Origin of the sequence: Mycolicibacterium setense, from assembly GCF_000805385.1 — a bacterium.
Classification (GTDB): domain Bacteria; phylum Actinomycetota; class Actinomycetes; order Mycobacteriales; family Mycobacteriaceae; genus Mycobacterium; species Mycobacterium setense.
Genome location: NZ_JTJW01000006.1, coordinates 206,353 through 228,130, shown reverse-complemented (window position 1 = coordinate 228,130; position 21,778 = coordinate 206,353). Strand labels below are relative to the sequence as shown.

General features: G+C 65.7%; 18 protein-coding genes. 11 read left to right on the top strand and 7 right to left on the bottom strand.

Annotated features, from left to right (window positions below; genetic code table 11):
• The first annotated feature begins 28 nt into the window (after window positions 1-28).
• On the top strand, window positions 29-949 hold the full coding sequence (locus tag QQ25_RS11735) for a TIGR03619 family F420-dependent LLM class oxidoreductase (protein ID WP_039378862.1): 921 nt from the start codon (window positions 29-31) through the stop codon (window positions 947-949).
• On the opposite strand, the gene QQ25_RS11730 is transcribed toward QQ25_RS11735, so the two are convergent.
• Window positions 946-1,380, bottom strand: coding sequence for a nuclear transport factor 2 family protein (locus QQ25_RS11730; protein WP_039318132.1), 435 nt, complete (start codon window positions 1,378-1,380; stop codon window positions 946-948). The genes QQ25_RS11735 and QQ25_RS11730 overlap by 4 nt on opposite strands.
• Before the next feature lie 57 nt (window positions 1,381-1,437).
• Window positions 1,438-2,643, bottom strand: a complete 1,206-nt coding sequence (locus QQ25_RS11725) for a cytochrome P450 (RefSeq protein ID WP_039378861.1) — start codon at window positions 2,641-2,643, stop codon at window positions 1,438-1,440.
• Window positions 2,644-2,902: 259 nt separating this feature from the next.
• Between QQ25_RS11725 and QQ25_RS11720 the strand changes: the two genes are divergently transcribed.
• From QQ25_RS11720 to QQ25_RS11710, 3 genes are read left to right on the top strand one after another with little or no spacing between them, the layout of a single operon-like run.
• The gene (locus tag QQ25_RS11720) at window positions 2,903-3,943 is read left to right on the top strand and encodes a Rieske 2Fe-2S domain-containing protein (RefSeq protein WP_039318128.1); all 1,041 of its coding nucleotides are present in this window, start codon (window positions 2,903-2,905) and stop codon (window positions 3,941-3,943) included.
• Window positions 3,940-4,557 carry a cysteine hydrolase family protein gene (locus tag QQ25_RS11715; RefSeq protein ID WP_039378860.1) on the top strand — a complete coding sequence of 206 codons (618 nt, stop codon included), beginning with the start codon at window positions 3,940-3,942 and terminating at the stop codon, window positions 4,555-4,557. Before QQ25_RS11720 ends, QQ25_RS11715 begins: the two co-directional genes overlap by 4 nt.
• Window positions 4,558-4,565: 8 nt before the next feature.
• A complete protein-coding gene (locus QQ25_RS11710) occupies window positions 4,566-6,233 on the top strand; it encodes a medium-chain acyl-CoA ligase Mig (RefSeq protein WP_039378859.1) in 1,668 nt (555 codons plus the stop codon).
• Here QQ25_RS11710 and QQ25_RS11705 read toward each other — a convergent pair.
• The gene (locus QQ25_RS11705) at window positions 6,217-7,704 is read right to left on the bottom strand and encodes an aldehyde dehydrogenase family protein (RefSeq protein ID WP_039318614.1); all 1,488 of its coding nucleotides are present in this window, start codon (window positions 7,702-7,704) and stop codon (window positions 6,217-6,219) included. The genes QQ25_RS11710 and QQ25_RS11705 overlap by 17 nt on opposite strands.
• Window positions 7,705-7,863: 159 nt before the next feature.
• Here QQ25_RS11705 and QQ25_RS11700 point away from each other — a divergent pair, with 159 nt between their 5' ends.
• The 3 genes from QQ25_RS11700 (at window position 7,864) to QQ25_RS11690 (ending at window position 10,651) form a co-directional block, all read left to right on the top strand.
• On the top strand, window positions 7,864-8,649 hold the full coding sequence (locus tag QQ25_RS11700; RefSeq protein ID WP_039318119.1) for an SDR family oxidoreductase: 786 nt from the start codon (window positions 7,864-7,866) through the stop codon (window positions 8,647-8,649).
• An 89-nt stretch (window positions 8,650-8,738) separates the two neighbouring features.
• A complete protein-coding gene (locus tag QQ25_RS11695; protein WP_039378857.1) occupies window positions 8,739-9,947 on the top strand; it encodes a cytochrome P450 in 1,209 nt (402 codons plus the stop codon).
• Window positions 9,948-9,958: 11 nt separating this feature from the next.
• Window positions 9,959-10,651 (top strand): TetR/AcrR family transcriptional regulator, encoded by a 693-nt coding sequence (locus QQ25_RS11690; protein WP_039318113.1) that lies wholly within the window; start codon window positions 9,959-9,961, stop codon window positions 10,649-10,651.
• Window positions 10,652-10,705: 54 nt separating this feature from the next.
• Here QQ25_RS11690 and QQ25_RS11685 read toward each other — a convergent pair whose 3' ends face one another.
• Window positions 10,706-12,241 (bottom strand): aldehyde dehydrogenase family protein, encoded by a 1,536-nt coding sequence (locus tag QQ25_RS11685; RefSeq protein ID WP_039379839.1) that lies wholly within the window; start codon window positions 12,239-12,241, stop codon window positions 10,706-10,708.
• Between the two features lie 103 nt (window positions 12,242-12,344).
• Window positions 12,345-14,465, bottom strand: coding sequence for a molybdopterin-containing oxidoreductase family protein (locus tag QQ25_RS11680; protein WP_052235865.1), 2,121 nt, complete (start codon window positions 14,463-14,465; stop codon window positions 12,345-12,347).
• A 130-nt stretch (window positions 14,466-14,595) separates the two neighbouring features.
• On the opposite strand from QQ25_RS11680, the gene QQ25_RS11675 reads away from it, so the two are divergent.
• From QQ25_RS11675 to QQ25_RS11665, 3 genes are all read left to right on the top strand, one after another.
• Entirely contained in the window at window positions 14,596-15,033 is a 438-nt protein-coding gene (locus tag QQ25_RS11675) for a Zn-ribbon domain-containing OB-fold protein (protein WP_039378855.1), read from the top strand.
• Window positions 15,030-16,175 (top strand): thiolase family protein, encoded by a 1,146-nt coding sequence (locus tag QQ25_RS11670; protein ID WP_039318105.1) that lies wholly within the window; start codon window positions 15,030-15,032, stop codon window positions 16,173-16,175. The genes QQ25_RS11675 and QQ25_RS11670 overlap by 4 nt, the downstream gene beginning before the upstream one ends.
• Before the next feature lie 113 nt (window positions 16,176-16,288).
• Entirely contained in the window at window positions 16,289-17,521 is a 1,233-nt protein-coding gene (locus tag QQ25_RS11665; RefSeq protein WP_039378854.1) for an amidohydrolase family protein, read from the top strand.
• Here QQ25_RS11665 and QQ25_RS11660 read toward each other — a convergent pair.
• Window positions 17,518-18,117 carry a TetR/AcrR family transcriptional regulator gene (locus tag QQ25_RS11660; RefSeq protein ID WP_039378852.1) on the bottom strand — a complete coding sequence of 200 codons (600 nt, stop codon included), beginning with the start codon at window positions 18,115-18,117 and terminating at the stop codon, window positions 17,518-17,520. The two genes, QQ25_RS11665 and QQ25_RS11660, sit on opposite strands and share 4 nt — an antisense overlap.
• 101 nt (window positions 18,118-18,218) lie before the next feature.
• Between QQ25_RS11660 and QQ25_RS11655 the strand changes: the two genes are divergently transcribed.
• Window positions 18,219-20,519 (top strand): MMPL family transporter, encoded by a 2,301-nt coding sequence (locus QQ25_RS11655; RefSeq protein ID WP_039378851.1) that lies wholly within the window; start codon window positions 18,219-18,221, stop codon window positions 20,517-20,519.
• A gap of 82 nt (window positions 20,520-20,601) precedes the next feature.
• On the opposite strand, the gene QQ25_RS11650 is transcribed toward QQ25_RS11655, so the two are convergent.
• A complete protein-coding gene (locus tag QQ25_RS11650; RefSeq protein WP_039378850.1) occupies window positions 20,602-21,777 on the bottom strand; it encodes an acyl-CoA dehydrogenase family protein in 1,176 nt (391 codons plus the stop codon).
• Window position 21,778: the final 1 nt, after the last annotated feature.

The window sequence follows — 21,778 nt, the reverse complement described above, 5'->3', positions numbered from 1 at the left end:
CAGTATTAATCCGAAACGGATAGATGGATTGAAGTACACCCTGGAATACCCCAGCGAGCTGCCCACCGCACCTGACGATTTCCTGCAGCCGGAGGTCATCCGGGCAGTAGTCACCCACGCTGAAGCGGCGGGCTTCTCAGCGGTCGCGTTGAGCGAGCATCCGGCCCCGTCGGTCAAGTGGCGGAACAACGGTGGCCACAACACTCTCGACCCGATCGCCGCGCTGAGCTTCATGGCCGCGGCCACCACCCGCATCCGGCTGATGACCAACCTGTACGTGCTCCCCTTCCGCAATCCGTACCTGTCAGCCAAGGCCCTGGGCAGCGTGGACCTGATCTCCGGCGGCCGGCTCATCGCCGGCGTCGGAGCGGGTTACCTGGGGTCCGAGTTCGCGGCGGTGGGCGTCAGCCTGGAGCGTCGCGCCGAGCTGCTCGACGAAGCGCTCGCCGCCTTGCGCGCCATCTGGATCGAGCCCGAAAAACCGGTTACCGGTGCTGATTTCGCCGCAGTGGGACCAGTGTGGTTGCAGCACCCGGCTCAGCGTCCGCATCCGCCGATCTGGATCGGCGGGAACGGTGCCGCCGCGATCCGGCGTGTGGTCGATCACGGCGACGGGTGGATGCCGATCATAGCCACGCCGGGCATGGCGGCGACGATGCGCACCGCAGCCATCGAGAATGCCGATCAGTTCGGCGCCGCCGTGCGGCGCCTGCACCAGCGCCTCGCAGATGCCGGCCGCGACCCAGCGACCGTCGACATCCAGGTGGTGTGTCCACCGGTCGACCTCGACGACGATGCATCGGTTGGGCACGTGCGCGAGGCGCTGGCCGAACTCGAGGGTCACGGCGCCACCTGGGCAGTCATCCACGTGGACGGCAGCAGCCCGCGGGCCGCGCTCGACTACATCAAGGCGTTCGGCGAGTCGGCGGACCTTGTCAGCAAGCGTTAGGCGGTCTTGAACTTCAACACGGTTCGGGTCAGATGCAGGCTGGTGATCTGCCATGTGCCGTCACGCTTTTCGTACGTCTCGTGGTAATGCCCGGCTCCGTGCAGCTCATTGCCGTCGGCGAAGAACAGCATGTCCTCCATGGCCCAGATGCCGGTTGCGGTGGTGTCAGAGGTCAACGTGATCTCGGGTGTGTGGCAGTGATGCACCGTCGCCGCGTGTTCGACGCCGCCCCACACCACGGGGAAGAACTCGTCGAAGCCGTTCAGTGGCGGCGCGGTCTGCGGATCGGCGCCACCGGTCGAGACGGCCATGTCCAGGGTGACGACGACGTCGTCGGCGAACAGACCCCGCCAGGCTTCGATGTCCTTGGTGTCCAAGAATCGGCAGTACCGGGCCTTGAGCTGCTTGATCGCCTCGATGTCGTCGGACAACGGGTCACCTCCTGGTCGGTTGCGGTGGACTATATCTTTCGCCTGGCCGAGCGTCGATCAGCTCAGCACGCGAACCGGCACGTTGCTCCAGCCGGCGACGTTCTGCATGTTGACCCGCTTGCAGCCGTCCCAGTCGACTTCGTAGCGCGGCATGAAGTCCAGCATCTTGTCCAGCGCGATGACACTTTCCAGCCGTGCCAACGCCGCACCCAAGCAGCTGTGAATCCCGTAGCCCAGCCCGAGATTCTGCGCCTGGGCACGATCGCGGTCGATGTCGAAGCGGTCGGGTTCGGTCCACGCCTCGGGATCCCGGTTGGCGGAACCACCCACCAGGAACACCGGCTTGCCGGCCGGAATCGTCACCCCGTGCAATTCGACCTCGCGCATCGAGCGCCGGACGTTGTACTGCGCCGGCGCCTCGTAGCGCAGTAGTTCCTCGACCGCAGCGGGCACCTTGCTGCGATCGGCGAGCAGCCTTTGCCACTGGTCGGGATTCTGCGCGAACACCACCGCCGCATTTCCGAGCAGCTTGGTCACCGTTTCCGCACCCGCGCCGCCGAGAAGCGTGGCGAATTCGGTGATCTCGATATTGGTCAGCGGGGACATCTCACCGTCGTCCCGCTCGATCTCAGACTCGATCAGCTTGCTGATCAGGTCCTCACCCAGTTCCTCGCGCCGCTTCTTGATCAGCCGGAAGTAGTAGACGGCCATGTTGACGGCCGATTCCATCCCGGCCGCGCTCATCTCGATTTCGCCGGGCTCCCGGTGGAGGAGATCGTCGATCCACAGCCGAACCTGTTGGTGGTCTTCGTCAGGCACACCCTGCAGGGTCGTCATCACGTCGACGGGAAAGAGAGCCGCGAAGTCCTGGACGAAGTCGAACCCGGCCGGGTCCACGGCCGAAAGGTGCTTGTCCACCAGCTCGGTCACCAGTTCCCGTTTGGACTGGATCGCACGCGGCGTGAAGACCTTGTTGAGCAGGCTGCGCATCCTCCGGTGCGCCGGCGGATCCATGGCGATGATCGAACCATGCTCGGTCACATCGCCTTTGCGGACCTGGGCGAGGTCGACGCCGTAGGCCGAGGAGTAGGTCTCGTGGTCCTTGAACGCGGCGGCGACATCCTCGTGACGGGTCAGCGCATAGAAGTCGTACTGCTCGCTGTAGTAGACCGGCGCATGCAAGCGCATCTGGCGGTACATCTCGTAAGGACTGTTGAAGAAGTCCTCAGAAAACGGGTCGAACACCACCGTGGCCGCAGTCATCGATCATCCTTTTCCGACTCTGTGACGAGTCACGGTCCGCGACATAACCTCCGACCAGGTCGCCCGGCGTTGCGGGGACGGTCAAACCTGCTTTTGTAAACGCTACCGTAAGCCATTCAGTAGAATCAACATCACGCCCCGCCCGCCCAGGCGTCGCTGCGGTCCGCACACCGTGTTGCGCCCTTTCTCTCCAGAAACCACTACTGTAATGTCTTCCGTACCTACGGCGAGTGCAGGGCAAGCAGGGAGGAAGCCGGCCATGAAAGTGCCGTTCACCTGGAAGGTCACCGGCTGGTTCATGATCGGCTGGTCAGCGGAGTACGCGGTTGGTGATGTGAAGGCGCTGAAGTACTTCGGCGAGGATCTCGCTGCGTACCGAGACGAGTCCGGTGAACTACACGTGCTCGAAGCCCACTGCAAGCATCTGGGCGCCCACATCGGACACGGCGGCAAGGTGGTCGGCGATTGCGTCGAGTGCCCGTTCCACGGCTGGCGGTGGGGCCCCGAGGGCAACAACACCTATATCCCGTATCAGCCCGACAAGCCCAACCGCGGTCTGCGACTACGTTCGTACCCGGTCAAGGAGCAGTACGGCTGCATCTTCATGTGGTACCAGCCCGCCGGTTTGGAACCGCAGTGGGAACTGCCCGACATCTTCCACAAGTTCCCGCAGTTCGAAACCGATCCGGATGCGTACTACCGGCCCTATCCGGAGTTCTCCAGCCGAGCCGACGCGATCCCGGTGCATCCGCAGATCGTGGCCGAGAACGGCCCGGACAGTTCGCATTTCCGCTATGTCCACGGCGCCACCGTGACCCCTGTCTGCCTGCACTGGGAACACGTCGACGAAGAATGGCGGTTCCTGACCGGCTGGCCCGATGCCCGCAGCGACGACCCGGACAAGATGGCGCTGCGGATCCACAGCCACTTCTCGGGCCTCGGTTTCGCCATGAGCGCGTTCGAAGGGTCGTCCAACCACCGATTGATCTTCGCGTGCACCCCGGTCGACGACGAGGTGTCGGACATGTTCTATTCGATCTGGTGGCCCAAGATCCCGGGTGAGACGTCCGACATCCCACCCGAGCAGGTACGCAGACAGGTCGAGAAACAGTTCCTCAAAACAGTCTGGGAAGACTGCGACATCTGGCGCTACCAGAAGTACGTCGAACACCCGCCGCTGGCCAAGATCGATGCCAAACCGTATATGGCCATGCGTAAGTGGGCCACGCAGTTCTACGAAGTTCCCGCCACCCCACCCGGCGAAGTTCCTCCGGTCGAAAGCGCTGTCGCCGGCGCATGAGACCTGATCTGTCAGAGCTGATCGCACCCGCGCATACCGCGGTGGTCACCCAGGAATGTCAGGGTGCGGTGGTCGGCCCCGATGCCGGGCTGGCCGCACTCGCCGACGAAGCCCGCCGCGAGGCGCTGCCGAACATCGCGCGTCTGTTGCCGGCCGCGCGGGCCGCCTCCGCCCGAGTGGTGCACTGTCTGGTGCACCGACGCGCCGACGGACTCGGCTCCAACCACAACGCCAAGATCTTCGCGATCGGTCGCAATGACGTCGGTATCCTGCCGGGCACCCCTGGTGCCTCCCTCCTACCCGAATTCGGTCCCGAGCCCGATGATCTCGTGCTCTCCCGCCGGCACGGCCTGGGCCCGATGGGTGGCACCGACCTCGATGCGACCCTGCGCAATCTCGGCGTCAGTACCATCGTGGCAGTGGGTGTCTCGGTGAACATCGCGATCATCAACCTGGTGATGGACGCGGTCAATGCCGGGTACCGGGTGGTGCTCCCCCGCGACGCCGTGGCCGGGATTCCGACGGCCTACGCCGACGCGGTCATCGACAACACGCTGTCCCTGCTGGCCACCGTCACCACCACCGACGACCTGCTGCGCGCCTGGCAGCGCTGATCCGCCCCATAGGAGAAACCGTGCAGTTCACCGTTCCGGCCGTCACTGAAGCCGTCGCCGCCGCCATTGGAGATCGCGCGTTGATCGTCCAGGGCGACAGGCGCTACACCTATCGCCAGATCGTGGACCGGTCGAATCGTCTGGCGGCGTATCTGCATTCGCGCGGATTGGGTGTACACACCGAACGCAGCAAGCTGGCCGGGCACGAGGTGGGCCAGGATCTGCTGGGTATCTATGCCTACAACGGACCCGAGTTCGTCGAGTCTCTGCTCGGTTCATTTCGGTCCCGCGTTGCCCCGTTCAACGTCAACTATCGCTACGTCAAGAACGAATTGCAGTACCTGCTGGCCGATTCCGGCGCGTCCGCGCTCGTGTACCACGCGGCCTTCGCACCGCGGGTGGCCGAGGTCCTGCCCGACCTTCCCGGGTTGCGGGTGCTGATTCAGATCGCCGACGGCTCAGGCAATGAAATGCTCGACGGCGCTGTGGATTACGAGACGGTCGTCGGCACTCCGACACAGGATGCCGCGCCCGTCGAGCCCAGCCCGGACGATCTCTATGTGCTCTACACCGGTGGCACCACCGGCATGCCCAAGGGTGTCTTGTGGCGCCAGCACGACATCTTCATGACCGCATTCGGCGGACGCAACATGATGACCGGCGAGAAAGCGGCGTCCGTCGAGGAGATCGTCAGCCGCGCGGCCGACAATCCCGGCACCAAGTTGATGATCCTGCCGCCGCTGATCCACGGTGCGGCCCAGTGGGCGGTGATGACAGCGATCAGCACGGGCCAGACCGTCGTATTTCCCGGTGTGGTGGACCATTTCGACGCCGACGACGTGGTGCGCACCATCGAACGCGAGCAGGTTCTGGTGGCGACGGTGGTGGGTGACGCGATGGCCCGCCCGCTGCTGGATGCGATCAAGAGTGGAGGCGCGGACGTGTCGTCGTTGTCGGTCGTGGCCAACGGGGGCGCGCAGCTGACTCCTTACGTCAAGCAACAACTCATCGACGCCAAGGAGAACCTCATCGTCGTCGACGGGGTGGGATCGTCGGAAACCGGCGCTCAGATGAGCCACATGTCCGCCCCTGGCGCCGTCTCGACCGGAACCTTCAACGCCGGGCCCGATACCTGCGTGGTGGCCGAGGATTTCACCGCGGTCCTGCCCGCGGGCCACGACGGGCTGGGCTGGCTGGCACAGCGCGGGTTCGTGCCGCTGGGCTACAAGGGTGATGCTGCCAAGACCGCGGCGACGTTCCCGGTGATCGACGGCGTCCGTTATGCGACGCCAGGCGACCGGGCCCGTCACCTGGACGGTGGAGTCATCGAGTTGCTCGGCCGTGACTCGGTCACGATCAATTCCGGTGGCGAGAAGATCTTCGCCGAGGAGGTCGAGTCCGCGATCGCCTCACATCCGGCGGTGCGCGATGTGGTGGTCACCGGCCGGCCGAGTGATCGCTGGGGCCAGGAAGTCGTCGCCATCGTCTGTCTGGCCGAGGAGGCGTTGGCGGACAGCCCGGTAGATGCCGATGAACTGATCCGGCACGCCGAATCCTCGATCGCCCGCTACAAGCTGCCCAAGGCTGTGCTGTTCCGCCCCGCCATCGAGCGAAGCCCGGCAGGCAAAGCGGACTACCGCTGGGCGCGTGAGCAGGCGGTCAGCGAAACTTCTTGAGCCGGGCGGCGGTTCGGCTGCGGGCCCGCCGCAAGCTGAGGTCGGCACCTACTCGCATCGACGCGGTGAACGGCCGAGCCGCTTGACCGGTGACGCTGAACGGTAGGTCGCTGCCCACCACGGTGCGGTAGTGGCTGAACGCGTCGAAGCCGGCCTTGCCGTGGTAGGCGCCGGTTCCGCTTCGCCCGACGCCGCCGAACGGTGCGCTCGACGGGATCATGTGTGCGGCAAAGTCGTTGCGGGCCACGCCGCCGCTGCGAGTATGGCTGACGAAGTGCCGGAAGTCGGCGTCGTCGGCGCCGAACCAATAGGCCACCAACGGTGATGGGTTGGCGTTGATGTGGTCGATGGCCTCGCTGAGTGCGGAGTAGCCGCGGACCGCGAGCACCGGTCCGAACACCTCCTCGTGCGCGATCCGCATCCGGTCATCGATGTCACGCACGATGGTCGGAGGGATCTTCCGCGAACCGGGATCCGGCAGCACCTCCCCTGCCGGCACGATGGAGTCGATTCGCGCCCCATGGCCTCGTGCGTCGGCGATCAGCCCGACCACGCGGTCGAAGTTGGCCTGGTTCACCGAGGAGCAGTAGTCGGCGTTGTCGATGATGCTGGGGAACAATCCACTCAGCGTCGTGCGTGCCACCGCGACGAACCGGTCCACCTGGGCGTCGGGCACGAAGACGTAGTCGGGACAGACGCAGACTTGACCGCCATTGACCATGCGGGCCTGGGCGATTCGGCTTGCTGCGCGCTCGATGTCGGCGCCGGGCGCAACCACGACCGGGTTCTTGCCGCCCAGCTCCAAAGTCACCGGAACCAGGTTGTCCGATGCGGCTCGCGCCACCAGCGCCCCGATCGACGGGGAACCGGTGAAGAACAGGTGGTCGAACGGAAGGCCGGCGAACTCGGCGGCCACCTCGGGCCCGCCCGTCACGACCTGCAATTCGGTCGCGTCGAAATACTTGGGTGCGGTTGCCGCCATCAGCTCAGCGGTAGAGGGGGTGACTTCGGACATCTTGATCATCACCCGGTTGCCGGCAGCGAATGCCGCAGCCGCAGGCAGCACCGTCAACTGGACCGGGAAGTTCCACGGACCGATGACCCCGATGACCCCGAGCGGGCTCGGCAGCACCTCCGCGCGCAGTCCGGCGAACCGGGCCGCCCGCATCAGCTTGGTCGCACGCATCCATTGCGGGACATGGGCTCTGGTGTGCTCGATGACCGAGAGCATGCCGAGGATCTCGGCGAAGAACGCCGCCGAGCGCGATCGCGATCCGTAATCGGCCGCGGTGGCCGCGACGAAGTCCTCGGAGTTGTCCAAGACCATGGCGAGCAGGCGGTCGATGCGGTTGCGGCGTAACGCGACATCGGGTGGACCGTCGGCGATGAAAGACCGACGTGCAACGGCCAGCAGCTCGTCCAGCCCGTCACGCTGCGGCTGCACCGCCGCGCGCTCTTCGGTCGCGCTCATCGTTTCGTCTCCTTGCCAGACCCGCATCAGCACTGTCCCGAAGGCCACTCCGGTAAGGCTCACGGTAGCACCCTCCGAGCATGTCAGAGGCGATTGTCCGAGCGGACGGAATTGTTTACAGTCATCCTTACTGTCGTTAATTCAGTGAGAGGTCGGGGCATGTCGGAAACCGCACGCAGGATCGTCGTCGTCGGAGCCGGATCCGGAATCGGGGCGGCCACCGCGGCGCACTTTCACCATCGCGGCGACCACGTGCTCGCCGTCGACGTGCGCGACAACGAGACGCCGGCGTCGGAGCACGCCACCTGCGACCTACGGGATGCCGGTGACATCGCCCGGCTGTTGAGCGAAATCGGCGACGGCTGGGACATGCTGGCACACGTCGCGGGTGTGCCGGGTACCGCCCCGGCGCCCGACGTCCTGAAGGTCAACTACCTCGGTATGCGTCTGATGGCCGAGGGCATGTTGCCGCTGTTGCGTCACGGCGGCTCGATCGTCACGGTGGCGTCGACCGCCGCGTTGGGTTGGCAACAACGCCTCGACATCCTCGACGGACTGCTCGCGCTCACCGATGGAGACGCGGTGGCGCAGTGGCAGACCGGACAGGATCCGAACTTCCCCGTGTACACCACGTCGAAGCAGGCCGCGATCCTGTTCATCAAGCGGCTCGCCGGTCCGGCCTGGTCCAAGTACGGGGTCCGCGTCAACACCGTCAGCCCCGGCCCCGTCGAGACGCCCATCCTGACCGATTTCGAACAGACCATGGGCAAGGACGTTCTCGATCTGGTCCGGACGACGGTGGGCCGGCACGCCACCGTCGACGACGTCGTTCCACTCATCGCCTTTCTGGCCTCGCCGGAGGCACGCTGGGTCAACGGTCAGGACATCCAGGTCGACGGAGGCTTCATCGCGTCGATGAGCAATGGGGCTCCGATCGCCCTCTGACGGCCCACCCGCGATCCGACTTCATTACTGTAATATTTACAGTAATATGCATCAGCATCGTGGATCCGTTGCGGACGGTGGGGTGAGCTGTGGAAAGTGAAGTGCAGGACGCCATATCCGACGACGCGGCCGCGCTGCTGCGCGACCCGTACCCGATCTTCGCGCGGCACCGCGCGCAGCACGGGGTATTCCGCGGCTCTGTGATGGACTGGTCCAAGACCCCGGAATCCCTACTGCCGGAACACCAATTCGCGGCGGTGTCATTCGACGCGGTCAATACCGTGTTCCGGGACGGCAAGTCGTTCAACTCGACGATCTACGACAACACCATCGGCCTCTTCATCGGCCCCACGATCCTGGCGATGGAGGGCAAAACCCACCGCGACCACCGCAACCTGGTCTCGGCAGCCTTCAAGTCACGTTCGCTGCAGCGCTGGGAACCCGAGATCGTCCGGCCCATCTGCGAGGCGCTCGTCGACGAGTTCATCGAAGCCGGAACCGCTGATCTGGTGCGCGATTTCACCTTCGAATTCCCGACCCGGGTGATCTCGACGCTGCTCGGCCTGCCGACCGAAGACCTGCCCTGGTTCCGGAAGCGGGCTGTCGAACTGATCAGTTACACGGTGAAGTACAAGCGCGCTTTCGAAGCCTCCGCGGCGTTGAAAGACTACTTCCTCGGCCAGATAGACCTGCGCCGCTCCAAGCCCACCGACGACATAATCGGCGACCTCGTCACCGCCGAGATCGACGGCGAGAAGCTGACCGACGAGGCCATCTATTCGTTCCTACGGCTACTGCTGCCCGCCGGCTTGGAGACCACCTACCGGTCCTCAGGCAATCTGTTGTATCTGCTGCTCACCCACCCTGAACAGTTCGCCGCGGTACAGGCCGACCATGGGCTCATCGGCCAGGCGATCGAAGAGGGATTGCGGTACGAAACGCCGCTGACCACCGTGCAACGCTCGGCTACCCACGACACCGAACTCGACGGTGTGGCGCTGCCGGCCGGCGCGGTGATCGACGTCTGCATGGGGTCTGCCAACCGCGACGAGAACCGATGGGAACGGCCCGAGGAGTTCGACATCTTCCGGAAGCGGCTGCCCCACATCACCTTTGCCGCCGGTGAGCACACCTGTATGGGGCTGCACCTGGCCCGGATGGAAACCCGGGTCGCCATGGAGAGCCTGCTCGGGCGGGTCCGCAACCTCGAGCTGGTCACCGATGACGACCCGCACATCTTCGGGCAGCCGTTCCGCTCCCCCACCGCCATACCCGTCACGTTCGAACCGATCCACTGAAGGGCGATGCAATGGTCAGGCCCGCGAATGGTCGCCGGCGCCGCGAACGCGGGTCGATCAGCGTCGACGAAATCCTGCGCGGCGCTTTCGAAATCGCCGGCCAGGTCTCGATCGACAACCTCAGCATGCCGCAGCTGGCCCGCCACCTCGATGTCGGGGTCACCAGCATCTACTGGTATTTCCGCCGCAAGGATCAGCTGCTGGACGCGATGACCGACCGCGTCCTGCTCGATTACGACCTCAGCGTGCTGTCCATCGACGCGGGCACCTGGCGCGACTCGCTGCACACCCATGCCCACCGCATGCGCGACATGTTCACCGAGAACCCGATCATGTGCGATCTCATCCTGATCCGCGGCACCCGGGGCGTGCCTGCGGCGCGCACCGCGCTGGAGAAGATCGAGCAGCCGGTGGCAGCACTGGTGGCGGCCGGGCTCACCGCCAAACAGGCCTTCGACACCTACACGGCCATCTCGGTGCTGGTCCGCAGTTCCGCCGTGCTGCAGCGGTTGCAGAGCCGGACCGCAGAGGTCCAGTTTCCCCGCGAGTACTGGGAACAGGTGATCGATGCCGAGGCCATGCCGCTGATCGCCTCGATTCCCGGGCGCGGCTACCGAATCGGCATGGCCGACGACGGCAACTTCGACCACATCCTCGACAGCATTCTCGATCGCGCCGAGGCATTCTGCCGAGCAGACGCATAATCGCACTCCCGGGTACGCCAATGTGCGAGTTTGCGTCTGCTCGCGGAAAGATCGCTAGTGCCGGGGCAGCCGCCAGCCGATTGTCTTGGTCTCGGTGTACTGAGCGAACCCCTCTATGCCGCATTGCCTTCCGACGCCACTGTTCTTGTACCCACCGAACGGGGCGTCGGCCCCGTAGTACATGCCGCCGTTGACACCGATTGCGCCGGTCCTGATCCGCCGGGCGAGGCCCATCGCCCGCTCGGATGACGCGGACATCACCGCGCCCGCCAAGCCGAATGCGCTGTCGTTGGCGATCCGCACTGCCTCGTCGTCATCGTCGAACGGCAAAATCACCAGCACCGGCCCGAATACCTCGTCCTGCGCGATCGCCGATCGCGGATCGGCCCCGACGATCACGGTGGGTGCCACGAAGTGCCCGTCACGCAGATGGTCGGCCAAACCGGCGACCTCGCCTCCGCCGACCACGATGTCCGCGCCGTCACGACGGGCACCGTCGATGGCGTCGAGCACACGTTGCTTCTGCGCCGCACTGATCAGCGGGCCGACGAGCGTGGTCGGCAACGCGGGATCACCCACCGGGACCGCGCCGAACGCCATCGTCACATTGGCAACTGCCTCGTCGAACAGGCTGCGGTGCACCAGCATCCGGGTGTTGGCTGCACAGGCCTGCCCGGCGTGTACGCATGCCCCGATCGCGCCGGGGATGATGTGGGCGGGCTTGGCGTCGTCGAGCACGATCATCGCCGACTTGCCGCCGAGTTCGAGGAACGTGCGCTTCATGGTGTCGGCGCCGACGCGCATCAGATGCCGGCCGACTGCGGTCGACCCGGTGAACGACACCATGTCGACCCGCGGGTCGGTGCCCAGCTGTCCGGCCACCTCGTTGGACGGCGTGGGCACCACGTTGACCACGCCACGCGGCATGTCGGTGTGCTCCGCGATCAGCCGACCCAACCGGGTGGCATTCCACGGCGTGTTCGGATCCGGTTTGAGCACCACGGTATTGCCGGCCGCCAAAGCGGGCCCGAGCTTGTTGAGTATCACCTCGATCGGGAAGTTCGACGGGGTGATCGCAGCCACCACACCGACTGCCTCTTTGATCACCGTGCGGGCGTTGCGTTCGCCGAACAGCCCGCCGCCGTCGAGGGTCCGTTCCCATTCGAACTCATCGATCAGCCGGGCCGGGTACCGCAGCGCATCGGCCAGCGGCCAGTCCAGTTGGGCATTGTCCGTCGTCATCGCCGGACATCCCACCTCGGCGATCAATTCCTCACGAAGGTCGGCCTTTTCGGACTCGATCGCCTCCTGCAGTTGGGCCAGCACACGCCGGCGCAGTTCACGATTGGTGCTCCAGTCGGATTCGTCGAACGCGCGCCGGGCGGAACCGATCGCGATATCCATATCGTGTGCACCCGCGGCGGCGGTCGTCCCGAGGACCAGACCGGTGGCGGGGCTGAGGTTGTCGAATTCGGCACCGGAGGCCGCGGCCACCAGCTCGCCATCGATCAACATGCGCTTCTCTGCCCGCGCGGCGGCACGTTTCCCGATGTCCACACTGGTGGCGGCCTGGTCGACGACTTCGCTCACGCGCACAACTGTAACACTTACAGTAATACCCTCTACCGCCGAAACGGCATTCCAGCAGAGAAAGTGCGAGTAGGCACCTGCCGGAATGCCGTTTCGCGGAAGGTCAGCGGGATTCCACCTGCACCGGCACACCCGTCAGCCAGGACATGCCCGCCAGCGCCTCGACATCGCCGGGATCACTCGACATCAACTGGTTGACGTTGGCACCGCCCGCCTGATTGGCGATCCGCCAACCGCCACTGCCCTTGTGACCCCAACCGTGCGGGATGGCGACCGTGCCCCGGACGATGTCGTCGGTGAGTGACAGCGCGATGTCGATCTGGCCGTACGGTGAGCGCACCCGCACGGCGTCACCGTCGGACAAGTGCCGGGCGGCCGCATCCTCGGCGTGCATGAGGGCGCGGTGAATCCTGTTGCCGCGCATCAGCAACGGCGAGTTGTGCAGCCAGGAATTCTCGGACCGCGATTCCCTCATGCCGATCATGCGCAGCGGATAGCCGTCCGGCGTCGTCCGTTGCGACAGGCCGGCGATCTCGGAGGCGATGTCCTCGTGCTCGAGCCGGACGCGTCCCTTCGGGTACACCACGACCTCACCGAGCACGCCGGTGCGGATGTCCGGTGCCACCACCACACCGTGCGGATGCTGCTCGGTCAGGCGACGGAACGTCAGCCCGCCACGGCGCAGCCCGAAGCGGTCACCGCCGTCGGCCATCCGGATCATCATGTCGATCATCGGACGCGGGCTGAGTCGCTTCCCGCGTCGCATGGCACGTTTGGCGGCCAGGCGGATGGCACTGAAAACCGGTGTGCGGACACCCATCCTGCCGATCAGATCGACGATGATGTCCCATTCGGTACGCGTCTGCCCGCGTGGCGCGACCACTGCATCGGTGGCCTGACGGAACGGCGTGGCCTGGAACATCTGGAACGTGACGGCGAAGTCGTCGCGCTCGTACATCGTCGTCACGGGCAGCACGTAGTCGCAGTGCGCGGTGGTCTCGTTGACATAGAGATCCAGCCCGACCGAAAGGTCCGTTGCCTCCAATGCTTCTTCGAGCTCGCGACCGTTGGGCACCGACAGCACCGGGTTACCGGCACCGATGAACATGGCCTTGATCTGCCGGCGGCCCGGCGTGGTGATCTCCTTGGCCATGAACGCGGCGGGCTCGGCTCCGATGACCAGCGGCAGGCCTCCGACCCGCGTCCGTTTGTTCCGGTAGCTGCGCCGCAGCGAGGCACCCATCGCCAGCGATCCCCATTTCTGCCCGGGGATGCCGAGTGTGCTGAACACGCTGCCGCCCGGGGTGTCCAGATTGCCCGCGACGAGATTGACTGCGTCGAGCAGGTAGGTGGTCAGCGTGCCGTTACGGCCGACGCAGGTGCCCAGGCGGCCGTAGACCGCAGCCCGTTCGGTCGCTGCGAGGTCGCGCGCCAGCGTGCGCACCGTATCCGGGGCGATGCCGGTGTGCCGGTGCGTGGCCTCCGGGCTGAACCGCGCGGATTGCGCGCGCAGCCAGTCCAGTCCCTCAGCCTGGGTCAGGGCCCGCGTGCTGACAAGCGCCTCGGCGAACAGCACCTGCAAGATCGCCAAGAGCAAGTACGCGTCTGCGTCCGGAGTGATCCCGAGCCATTCGAACTGGGCCGCGGTCTCACTGCGCCGTGGATCGATGACCACGACCCGGCCGCCGCGCCTGACGATGTCGTGCATGCGGTCCTTGATCCGCGGCGCGGTCAGGAAACTGCCATGGGACACCACCGGATTCGCGCCGAGCATGACCAGCAGATCGGTACGCATCACATCCGGGATCGGCACGGGGAACGGGGCTCCATAGAGGAACTGGTTGGCCAGCAGGCGGCTACTCGTGTCCTGGGTGGACGAGCTGAAGAAATGGCTGTCACCGCCGATGCCCTTGGTGAACGCCATCGCGGCGAATAGGTGCGAATAGCTGAATGCCGCCGGGTTGCCCATGTACCACGCGAGCGCTCCGGAGCCGTGCCGGCGATGGATCTCGGTCAGCCTGGCGGCGATGTCGTCGAGTGCCTCGTCCCAGCTGACGGGCACGAAACCGTCCTGAGCGCGTTTCAGGGGGGTGGTCACCCGATCCGGGTCATTGACGACCTCGGAAAACGCGATGCCTTTCTGGCAGGCGAATCCGGCCGAAAGCGGGTGGTCCTTGTCCGGGCGCAGCGCGGTGAGCCTGCCGTCCTCGACCGTGGCGATCATGCCGCACAGGGGCTCGCAGATCCGGCAGAACGTCACCTTGGACTCGGCCTTGCTCTCGATCACCGGTACTAGGTTACTGTAAGAGTTACAGTTGCTATACGCTTTTGGTCGAACACGGAGGATCGCACGCATGCTGAAGGCCCTTGCGCCGGGGATCTCGACCTGGCCCGACGCCGAACCCCAGCTGATCGGCAGCCGTTGCACCGACTGCACGGCCACCACCTTCCCCGCCCAGGCCCGCTGCCCCGAGTGCTCCGGCGGCAACACCGAAGAGGTCCGCCTCCCCCGCCGCGGCACCGTCATCGCCTGGACCACCCAGGGCTTCCCACCCGGAGCCCCCTACAAGGGACCCACCGGAAAAGACTTCGTACCCTTCGGCGTCGGCGTCGTCGAACTCGCCGACGACAACGGACCCGTGCTGCGCGTCGAAGGCCGCCTCACCGAAAACGACCCAGCCAAACTGCAATTCGGCATGGACGTCGAACTCACCATGATCCCCTTCACCACCGACGAAGACGGCAACCAGATCGTCACCTTCGCCTTCGCGCCCACGACAGGAATCTCATGAACGATGTAGCGATCATCGGCGTCGGCCTGCACCCCTTCGGCCGGTTCGAGGGCAAGTCCGCGATGCAGATGGGTGTGGACGCGATTTTCGCCGCTGTCGCCGACGCCGGCATATCGTGGCGCCACATCCAAGCTGCAACGGGAGGCAGTTGGACGGTGGCCAACCCGGACGCCATCGTCGGGATGGTCGGGCTGAGCGGCATCCCGTTCACCAATGTGTTCAACGCCTGCGCCACCGCGGCCAGCGCCACCAAGGCGTGTGCTGACGGAATCCGGCTCGGCGACTACGACATCGGCATCGCCGTCGGCTTGGACAAGCATCCGCGCGGTGCGTTCACCGAGGATCCCGCGCTGGTCGGGATGCCCAGCTGGTACGCGGAGAACGGCCAGTACCTCACCACCCAGTTCTTCGGCATGAAGGCCAACCGCTACCTGCACGAGCACAACATCTCGCAGCGGACGCTCGCGAAGGTGGCCAACAAGAACTTCCGCAACGGCGCGCTGAACCCGAATGCGTTCCGCCGCAAGCCGATCAGTGAGGATGACATCCTCAACTCGGCGATGCTCAACTACCCGCTGACGCAGTACATGTTCTGTGCTCCCGACGAAGGGGCGGCCGCGGTGGTGATGTGCCGGGCCGACATCGCCCATCGCTACACCGACAAGCCGGTGTACCTCAAGGCCGTCGAGGTACGGACCCGCCGCTACGGGGCCTATGAGGTGAACACCACGTGCGCACCGGTGGAAGAGGACGTCGCGCCCACCGTCTATGCCGCGCGCGCCGCGTTCGAAAAGGCCGGGGTTGCCCCCGAAGACGTCGACGTCGTGCAGCTGCAGGACACCGATGCCGGCGCCGAGATCATCCACATGGCCGAATGCGGGTTCTGCGCCGACGGCGACCAGGAGAAGCTGCTGGCCGACGGCGCCACCGAAATCGGCGGGTCGTTGCCGATCAACACCGACGGCGGCCTGATCGCCAACGGCGAGCCGATCGGCGCCTCCGGCCTGCGCCAGATCCACGAGCTGGTACGCCAACTCCGCGGCGAGGCCGGTGACCGCCAGGTTCCCGGTAACCCGCGCGTCGGCTTCGCCCAGCTCTACGGTGCGCCCGGGACCGCCGGTGCCACCGTGTTGACCCGCTGACTTTCATTGCCGAGCAGACACACAATCGCATTTTCAGCGACTGCACCACATGACTCTGATGGCGGCCCCTCCCGCTTGCGGGGGACTGCTCGCGGGAGAAAAGGAACCTCGAAATGACTGAACAGTTCAGGGATGCACCGATTTTCGATGCCGACCAGCATATGTACGAGACGGGCGACGCGCTGACGAAGTTCCTGCCCGAGCAGTACAGCCGCGCCGTGCAGTACGCCCAGTTCGGCCGTCAGACCCGCATCGTGATCAACAACCGGGTCACCGACTTCATCCCGAATCCGACCTTCGACCGCGTCGCCGCACCGGGTGCGCACGAGAAGTTCTTCGCCGGGGAGAACACCGAAGGTCAGACTCTGCGGGAGATGCAGGGCAAGGCCATCGAGGCGCCCGCGGCCACGCGCAATCCCGAGGACCGTGTCAAAGAGCTTGACCGTCAAGGGGTGGTCGAAGCGCTGAACTATCCGACCCTGGGCAGCCTGGTCGAGCACTCGAGCGCCGACGACCCGCAGCTGACGCTGGCGATCGTTCATGCGCTCAACGAGTGGATCCTTGAGCACTGGAGCTTCGACTACGCCGACCGGGTGTTCTCCACGCCGATCATCAACCTCTCCGAAGTCGATGCGGCACAGCGTGAACTGGAATGGATTCTCGAGCATGGCGCCAAGGTCGCGTTGATCAAGCCCGGCCCGGTCAACGGCCTGCACGGCTGGCGCTCCCCCGCCCTCCCGGAGTTCGACCCATTCTGGCGTGACGTCGAGGCCGCCGGCCTGCCGATCGTGCTGCACGCCAGCTATCCCCCACTCGATGACTATGTGAACAAGTGGGAACCGCCCTACACCCAGAACTTCATGGCGCAGAGCGCCTTCCGTTGGATGGTATTGGGACACCGCGAGATCGCCGACATGCTGACGGCGCTCATCTGCCACGGCACGCTGACCCGGTTCCCGAAGCTGCGCATCGCCAGCGTGGAGAACGGCAGCAGTTGGATCTTCCCGCTGTTCCACGATTTCGCCGACCTGTACAAGAAGATGCCGCAGAACTTCCCCGAACACCCGCACGACGTGTTCCGCCGCAACATCTGGGTCAGCCCGTTCTGGGAGGGTTGCGTTTCCGACGTGGTCGAAACGGTCGGATGGGACAAGGTGCTGTTCGGCTCGGACTACCCCCACCCCGAAGGGCTGGCCGAGCCCAAGGGTTTCTGGAAGTACGCCGAGGGCATGGACATCCGCCGCACCTACGACTTCATGGGTGACAACGCCAGGCGCTTCATGGGCCTGCCGATCGCCAACCCGGATCCCGAAGCCGCTCGTCCCCCGGCATTGACCGGCGCCTAGCCGGATCGGTCCGGCAACGGCGGAAGTGGCTGGGCGTCCGCGGGATTGAGGGCGTCGAGCATCAAGCTCAGATATCGGCGACGCAACAGCGGCGGTTGATCGAGTGCCACGGACGCGGCCGTCACCATCGCGACGAAGGTCGGCACATCGTCGACGGTGAGGTCAGCGCGCAGATCCCCGGCGGCTTGGCCCTGCCTCACGACTGCCTCGAGTAGCTCACGCTTGCGGGTGAACAGCCTGGCCGTCAGGTCGGTGAGGTGATCCAGCGACGGCAGCAGTGGACGCTGCAGGTACATGAGTTCGGCCAGTCGCTCGATCACGTCGATGAAAGCCTCACGCGGGGCATCGCTGTCGATCAGCGACAGGATCACCGGTTCCACCTCGGTCGCGAAAGCATCCTCGTACACAGCCGCCGCCAGCGCCTGCCGGTTCGGAAAGTGGCGGTACAGCGTCGCGTTGCCGACGCCCGCGTGCGCGGCGATCTGGGTCAACGTCGCAGCTGCGCCGCGTTCGGCGAAGACCTCGCGGGCGGCCGCGACGATGCGGCTCTCATTGGCATAGGCGTCGGTGCGACGGCGGGTGGGGCGAGCAGGCATTTCCGTTCCGGGGACGTGGCGCAGGTCATGTTCGTGCGCCGGGAATGGGTTTGGCAACAAATGATAGCTTACTCCCATATTGAGAGCCTACTCTCACTTATATGTCCACCTATCTGTATCGACTGGGACGCTTCGCCTTCAGTCGTCCGTGGCTCGTGATCAGTGGCTGGCTCGCGCTGATCGCGGTGGTGGCGGGGCTGCTCGTGGCCAACCCACCCAAGGTCTCGAACGAGATGCGCATCAACGGCACGCCCGCACAAGAGGTCATCGATGACCTCGCGCAGCGCATGCCCGAGTCTTCGGGCGGGCAAGGGCTGATCGCCTTTGCCGCTCCCGACGGCGGGCGCATGGACGAGGGAGACAACCGGGCGGCACTACTGCGTGCCGTCGATTCGGTGTCACATTCCGAGCATGTGCTCGACCCCGGCGCACTCGCCCAGAGGGAGATGGCCAAGGGTCCTGCCAGCCCCACCCTGACCGCGTCGGCTGCCATTGCCCGAACTCAGGTGCCCGCACCGGCCGGCCCTGATTCAGCGCAACCATCGGTGGTCGACGGGCAACCGGTCCCCGGTGTCCTGATCTCCGGCGACGGCGCGGCTGCGCTGTACCAGTTCCAGTTCGACAAGCAGACTGCCGAGCTGCCGTCGGGCACAGTCGAAAAGGCGGTGGATGCCGCCCGCGACGCGGTGTCTGCCACCGGGATCGACGTGCTGCCGTCGGCCAGCATGGTCGAGATGCCCGAGATCGTCGGCGTGGGCGAGGTCGTCGGCCTCGCGGTTGCCGCGTTGGTTCTCGTCGTCACTCTCGGCTCACTGGTGGCAGCGGGTCTGCCGCTGGCCACCGCACTGAGCTCCGTCGCGGTCGGCGTCGGCGGAACCTTCCTGTTCTCGCATCTGGTGAACATGCAGTCGATGACCGCCGTGCTGGCGTTGATGCTGGGCCTGGCCGTCGGTATCGACTACGCGATGTTCATCGTCAACCGCCAGCGTCGGCTCATCATCGACCAGGGGCTCAGCGCCTCCGAGGCAACCGGACGGGCACTCGGAACTGCCGGTAGTGCAGTGATTTTCGCCGGCACCACCGTGGTGATCGCGCTGGTTGCGCTGACCGTCGTCGGCATCTCGCTGCTGACCCCGATGGCGCTCGCGGCCGCGGCCACCGTCGTGGTCGCGGTGATCGCCGCCCTCACGCTGCTGCCGGCCCTGCTCGGTCTGGTCGGCGAGCGCATCTGCTCCGACAAGTCGCGGCGCACGCAATCCGCCGACAACGCGGCCAACCACCGCTTCGCGACCGCCTGGGTCGGTGCGGTGTTGCGCCACCGGGTTCCGGTCGCCATCGGCGGCGTGGTGATCGCCGCGCTGCTGGCGCTGCCGGCACTGGGCATGTCGATGGGTCTGCCCGCGGGCGCCAGTTACAACCAGGGCACGCCGCAGCGCGAGAGCTACGACCTGGTCTCCAGCCACTACGGCGAGGGCTATAACGGGCCGCTCGTGGTGGTCGCCGAACCGGCGGCGGGCAACGGCAAGCTCACCACGGCCGACCTGGTCGACACCAACAACGATCTGCGCCGAATGGCCGGTGTCGAATCGGTGAGCCTGCAAAAGGTCAGTGACGACGAGGAATTCGCCCTGTTCTCGGTGGTGCCCGCCACCGGGCCCACCAATGATGCGACCGCACAGCTGGTTCGCGACATCCGGGCCCACACCGGACCGCTGGCCGAGTTGCACGATGTCGACCTCGGCGTCACCGGTATCACCGCGATGGGAGTCGACACCACGGATCGCCTCGCCGAGGCCATACCGCTCTACATCGGCGTCGTCGTCGGCCTGTCATTGCTGGTGCTGCTGGTGGTGTTCCGGTCGATCGCGGTTCCGGTCAAGGCGACCGTCGGATTCCTGCTCAGCGTAATGGCCACGTTCGGCGCGACCACCGCTCTGTTCCAATGGGGTTGGTTCCAGCAGTTGTTCGGCTTGACCGCGACGGGGCCCATCCTGAGCCTGCTGCCGATCATCGTGATCGGTGTGCTGTACGGGCTCGCGATGGACTACCAGGTGTTCCTGGTGTCGTCGATGAAGGAGGCGCACGTTCACGGGCACCGCGGCGACGATGCGGTCACCCACGGCTTCACCCAGGCCAGCCGGGTCGTGGTCGCGGCCGCGGTGATCATGATGTCGGTGTTCGCCGGGTTCGTGTTCAACGGCGATCCGATGATCAAGCAGATCGGTTTCGCACTGGCCTTCGGCGTGCTGATCGACGCCTTCGTGGTGCGGATGGCGATCGTGCCGGCCGTGATGTCGATGCTGGGTGAGAAGGCCTGGTGGCTGCCCAGGCGGCTGGAGCGCGTACTGCCCAACCTCGACATCGAGGGCGATCAGCTCAACAAGCAGCTGGCCGAAGTCTGACCAGCCATCCCGCCGAAACGGCATTCCGGCAGGCCGCTACTCGCACTTTTCCTGCCGGAATGCCGTTTCGGCGGTTGTTGCCTCAGGACGCTTTCGCCTTGGGCGCCGAGTAATTCGGCTTGCCGAGACCCAGCACGTGCTGGGCGATCATGTTGCGGAACACCTCCAGCGTGCCGCCGTAGATACCGACCAGCGGCGCGAAGCGGTAGACGTACTCGCTGCGGTCGTCGGCTCCCCCGTCGGCCCCGATCGGCAGTGCGGCAACAGATCCCGCGATATCCATGAGATCCGGAGCGATATCGCGCATGGTCTGCGCCAGTGCCACCCGGCCGAAGATGCTCGGCGAGGACAGCGAGGCTTCCATTCGAGCGACGCTGCGCCCCAATCGATAGGCGACGGACCCGTCGTCGACGGCGCCGGACCTGCCCACCAGTGCGGCCACGTTGTCCAACGCCTCGGCCATGAACCCGGCCTGGTGCATCATGATCGCCACGTCGGCCAAGCCGTCGTCGGCGGCCGCGACGGCCCCGTGCTCGGCGTCGAGCGGCTCACGCACCACCGTCCAACCACCGTTGACGTCGCCGAGCCGATACTTGTCATCGACTCGCACATCGGAGTAGTAGACGATGTTGGTGCGGTCACCGTCGACGGTACGGATGCCCTGGATCTCGATGCCCTCTGAATCCAGCGGCACCAGGAACATGGTGAGGCTCTTGTGTTTCGGCGCTTCCGGATCGGTGTTGGTGATCAGGAAGACGTACTGGCAGTTGTGCGCTCCCGTGGTGAACATCTTGGAGCCGTTAATGACCCATTGGTCGCCGTCCCGCACCGCGCGGGTCTTGCACGTCGCGACGTCTGAGCCGCCTTCGGGTTCGGTGTAGCCGAGGCACAGCCGCACGGTCCCGTCGAACACCCCGCGCAGCACATCGTCGCGGATCTCCGGGGACGCGAACTTCGCGACGGACCGGGCCACCATCGCGGTGGTCCCCCACGTCACCCACGGCACTTCGGCGCGACGCTTCTCCAATTCCCAGATGCGCCTACGCACTCGGGAGAAGCCGCCGTCGGCCTCGGTCTTCCATTCCTTCTCCAGATACCCCGCGGCACCCAGGGCCAGGTGCACACCTTCGTCGAAGTTGTCACCGGTCTCGCGGTCGCGGCGGATGACATCCTCGGTCACCACACTGGCCAGGAACTCGCGCACCTCGGCGCGGAACGCCTCGTCTTCCGCGGACAGTTCGACTACTGAGAAATCCATG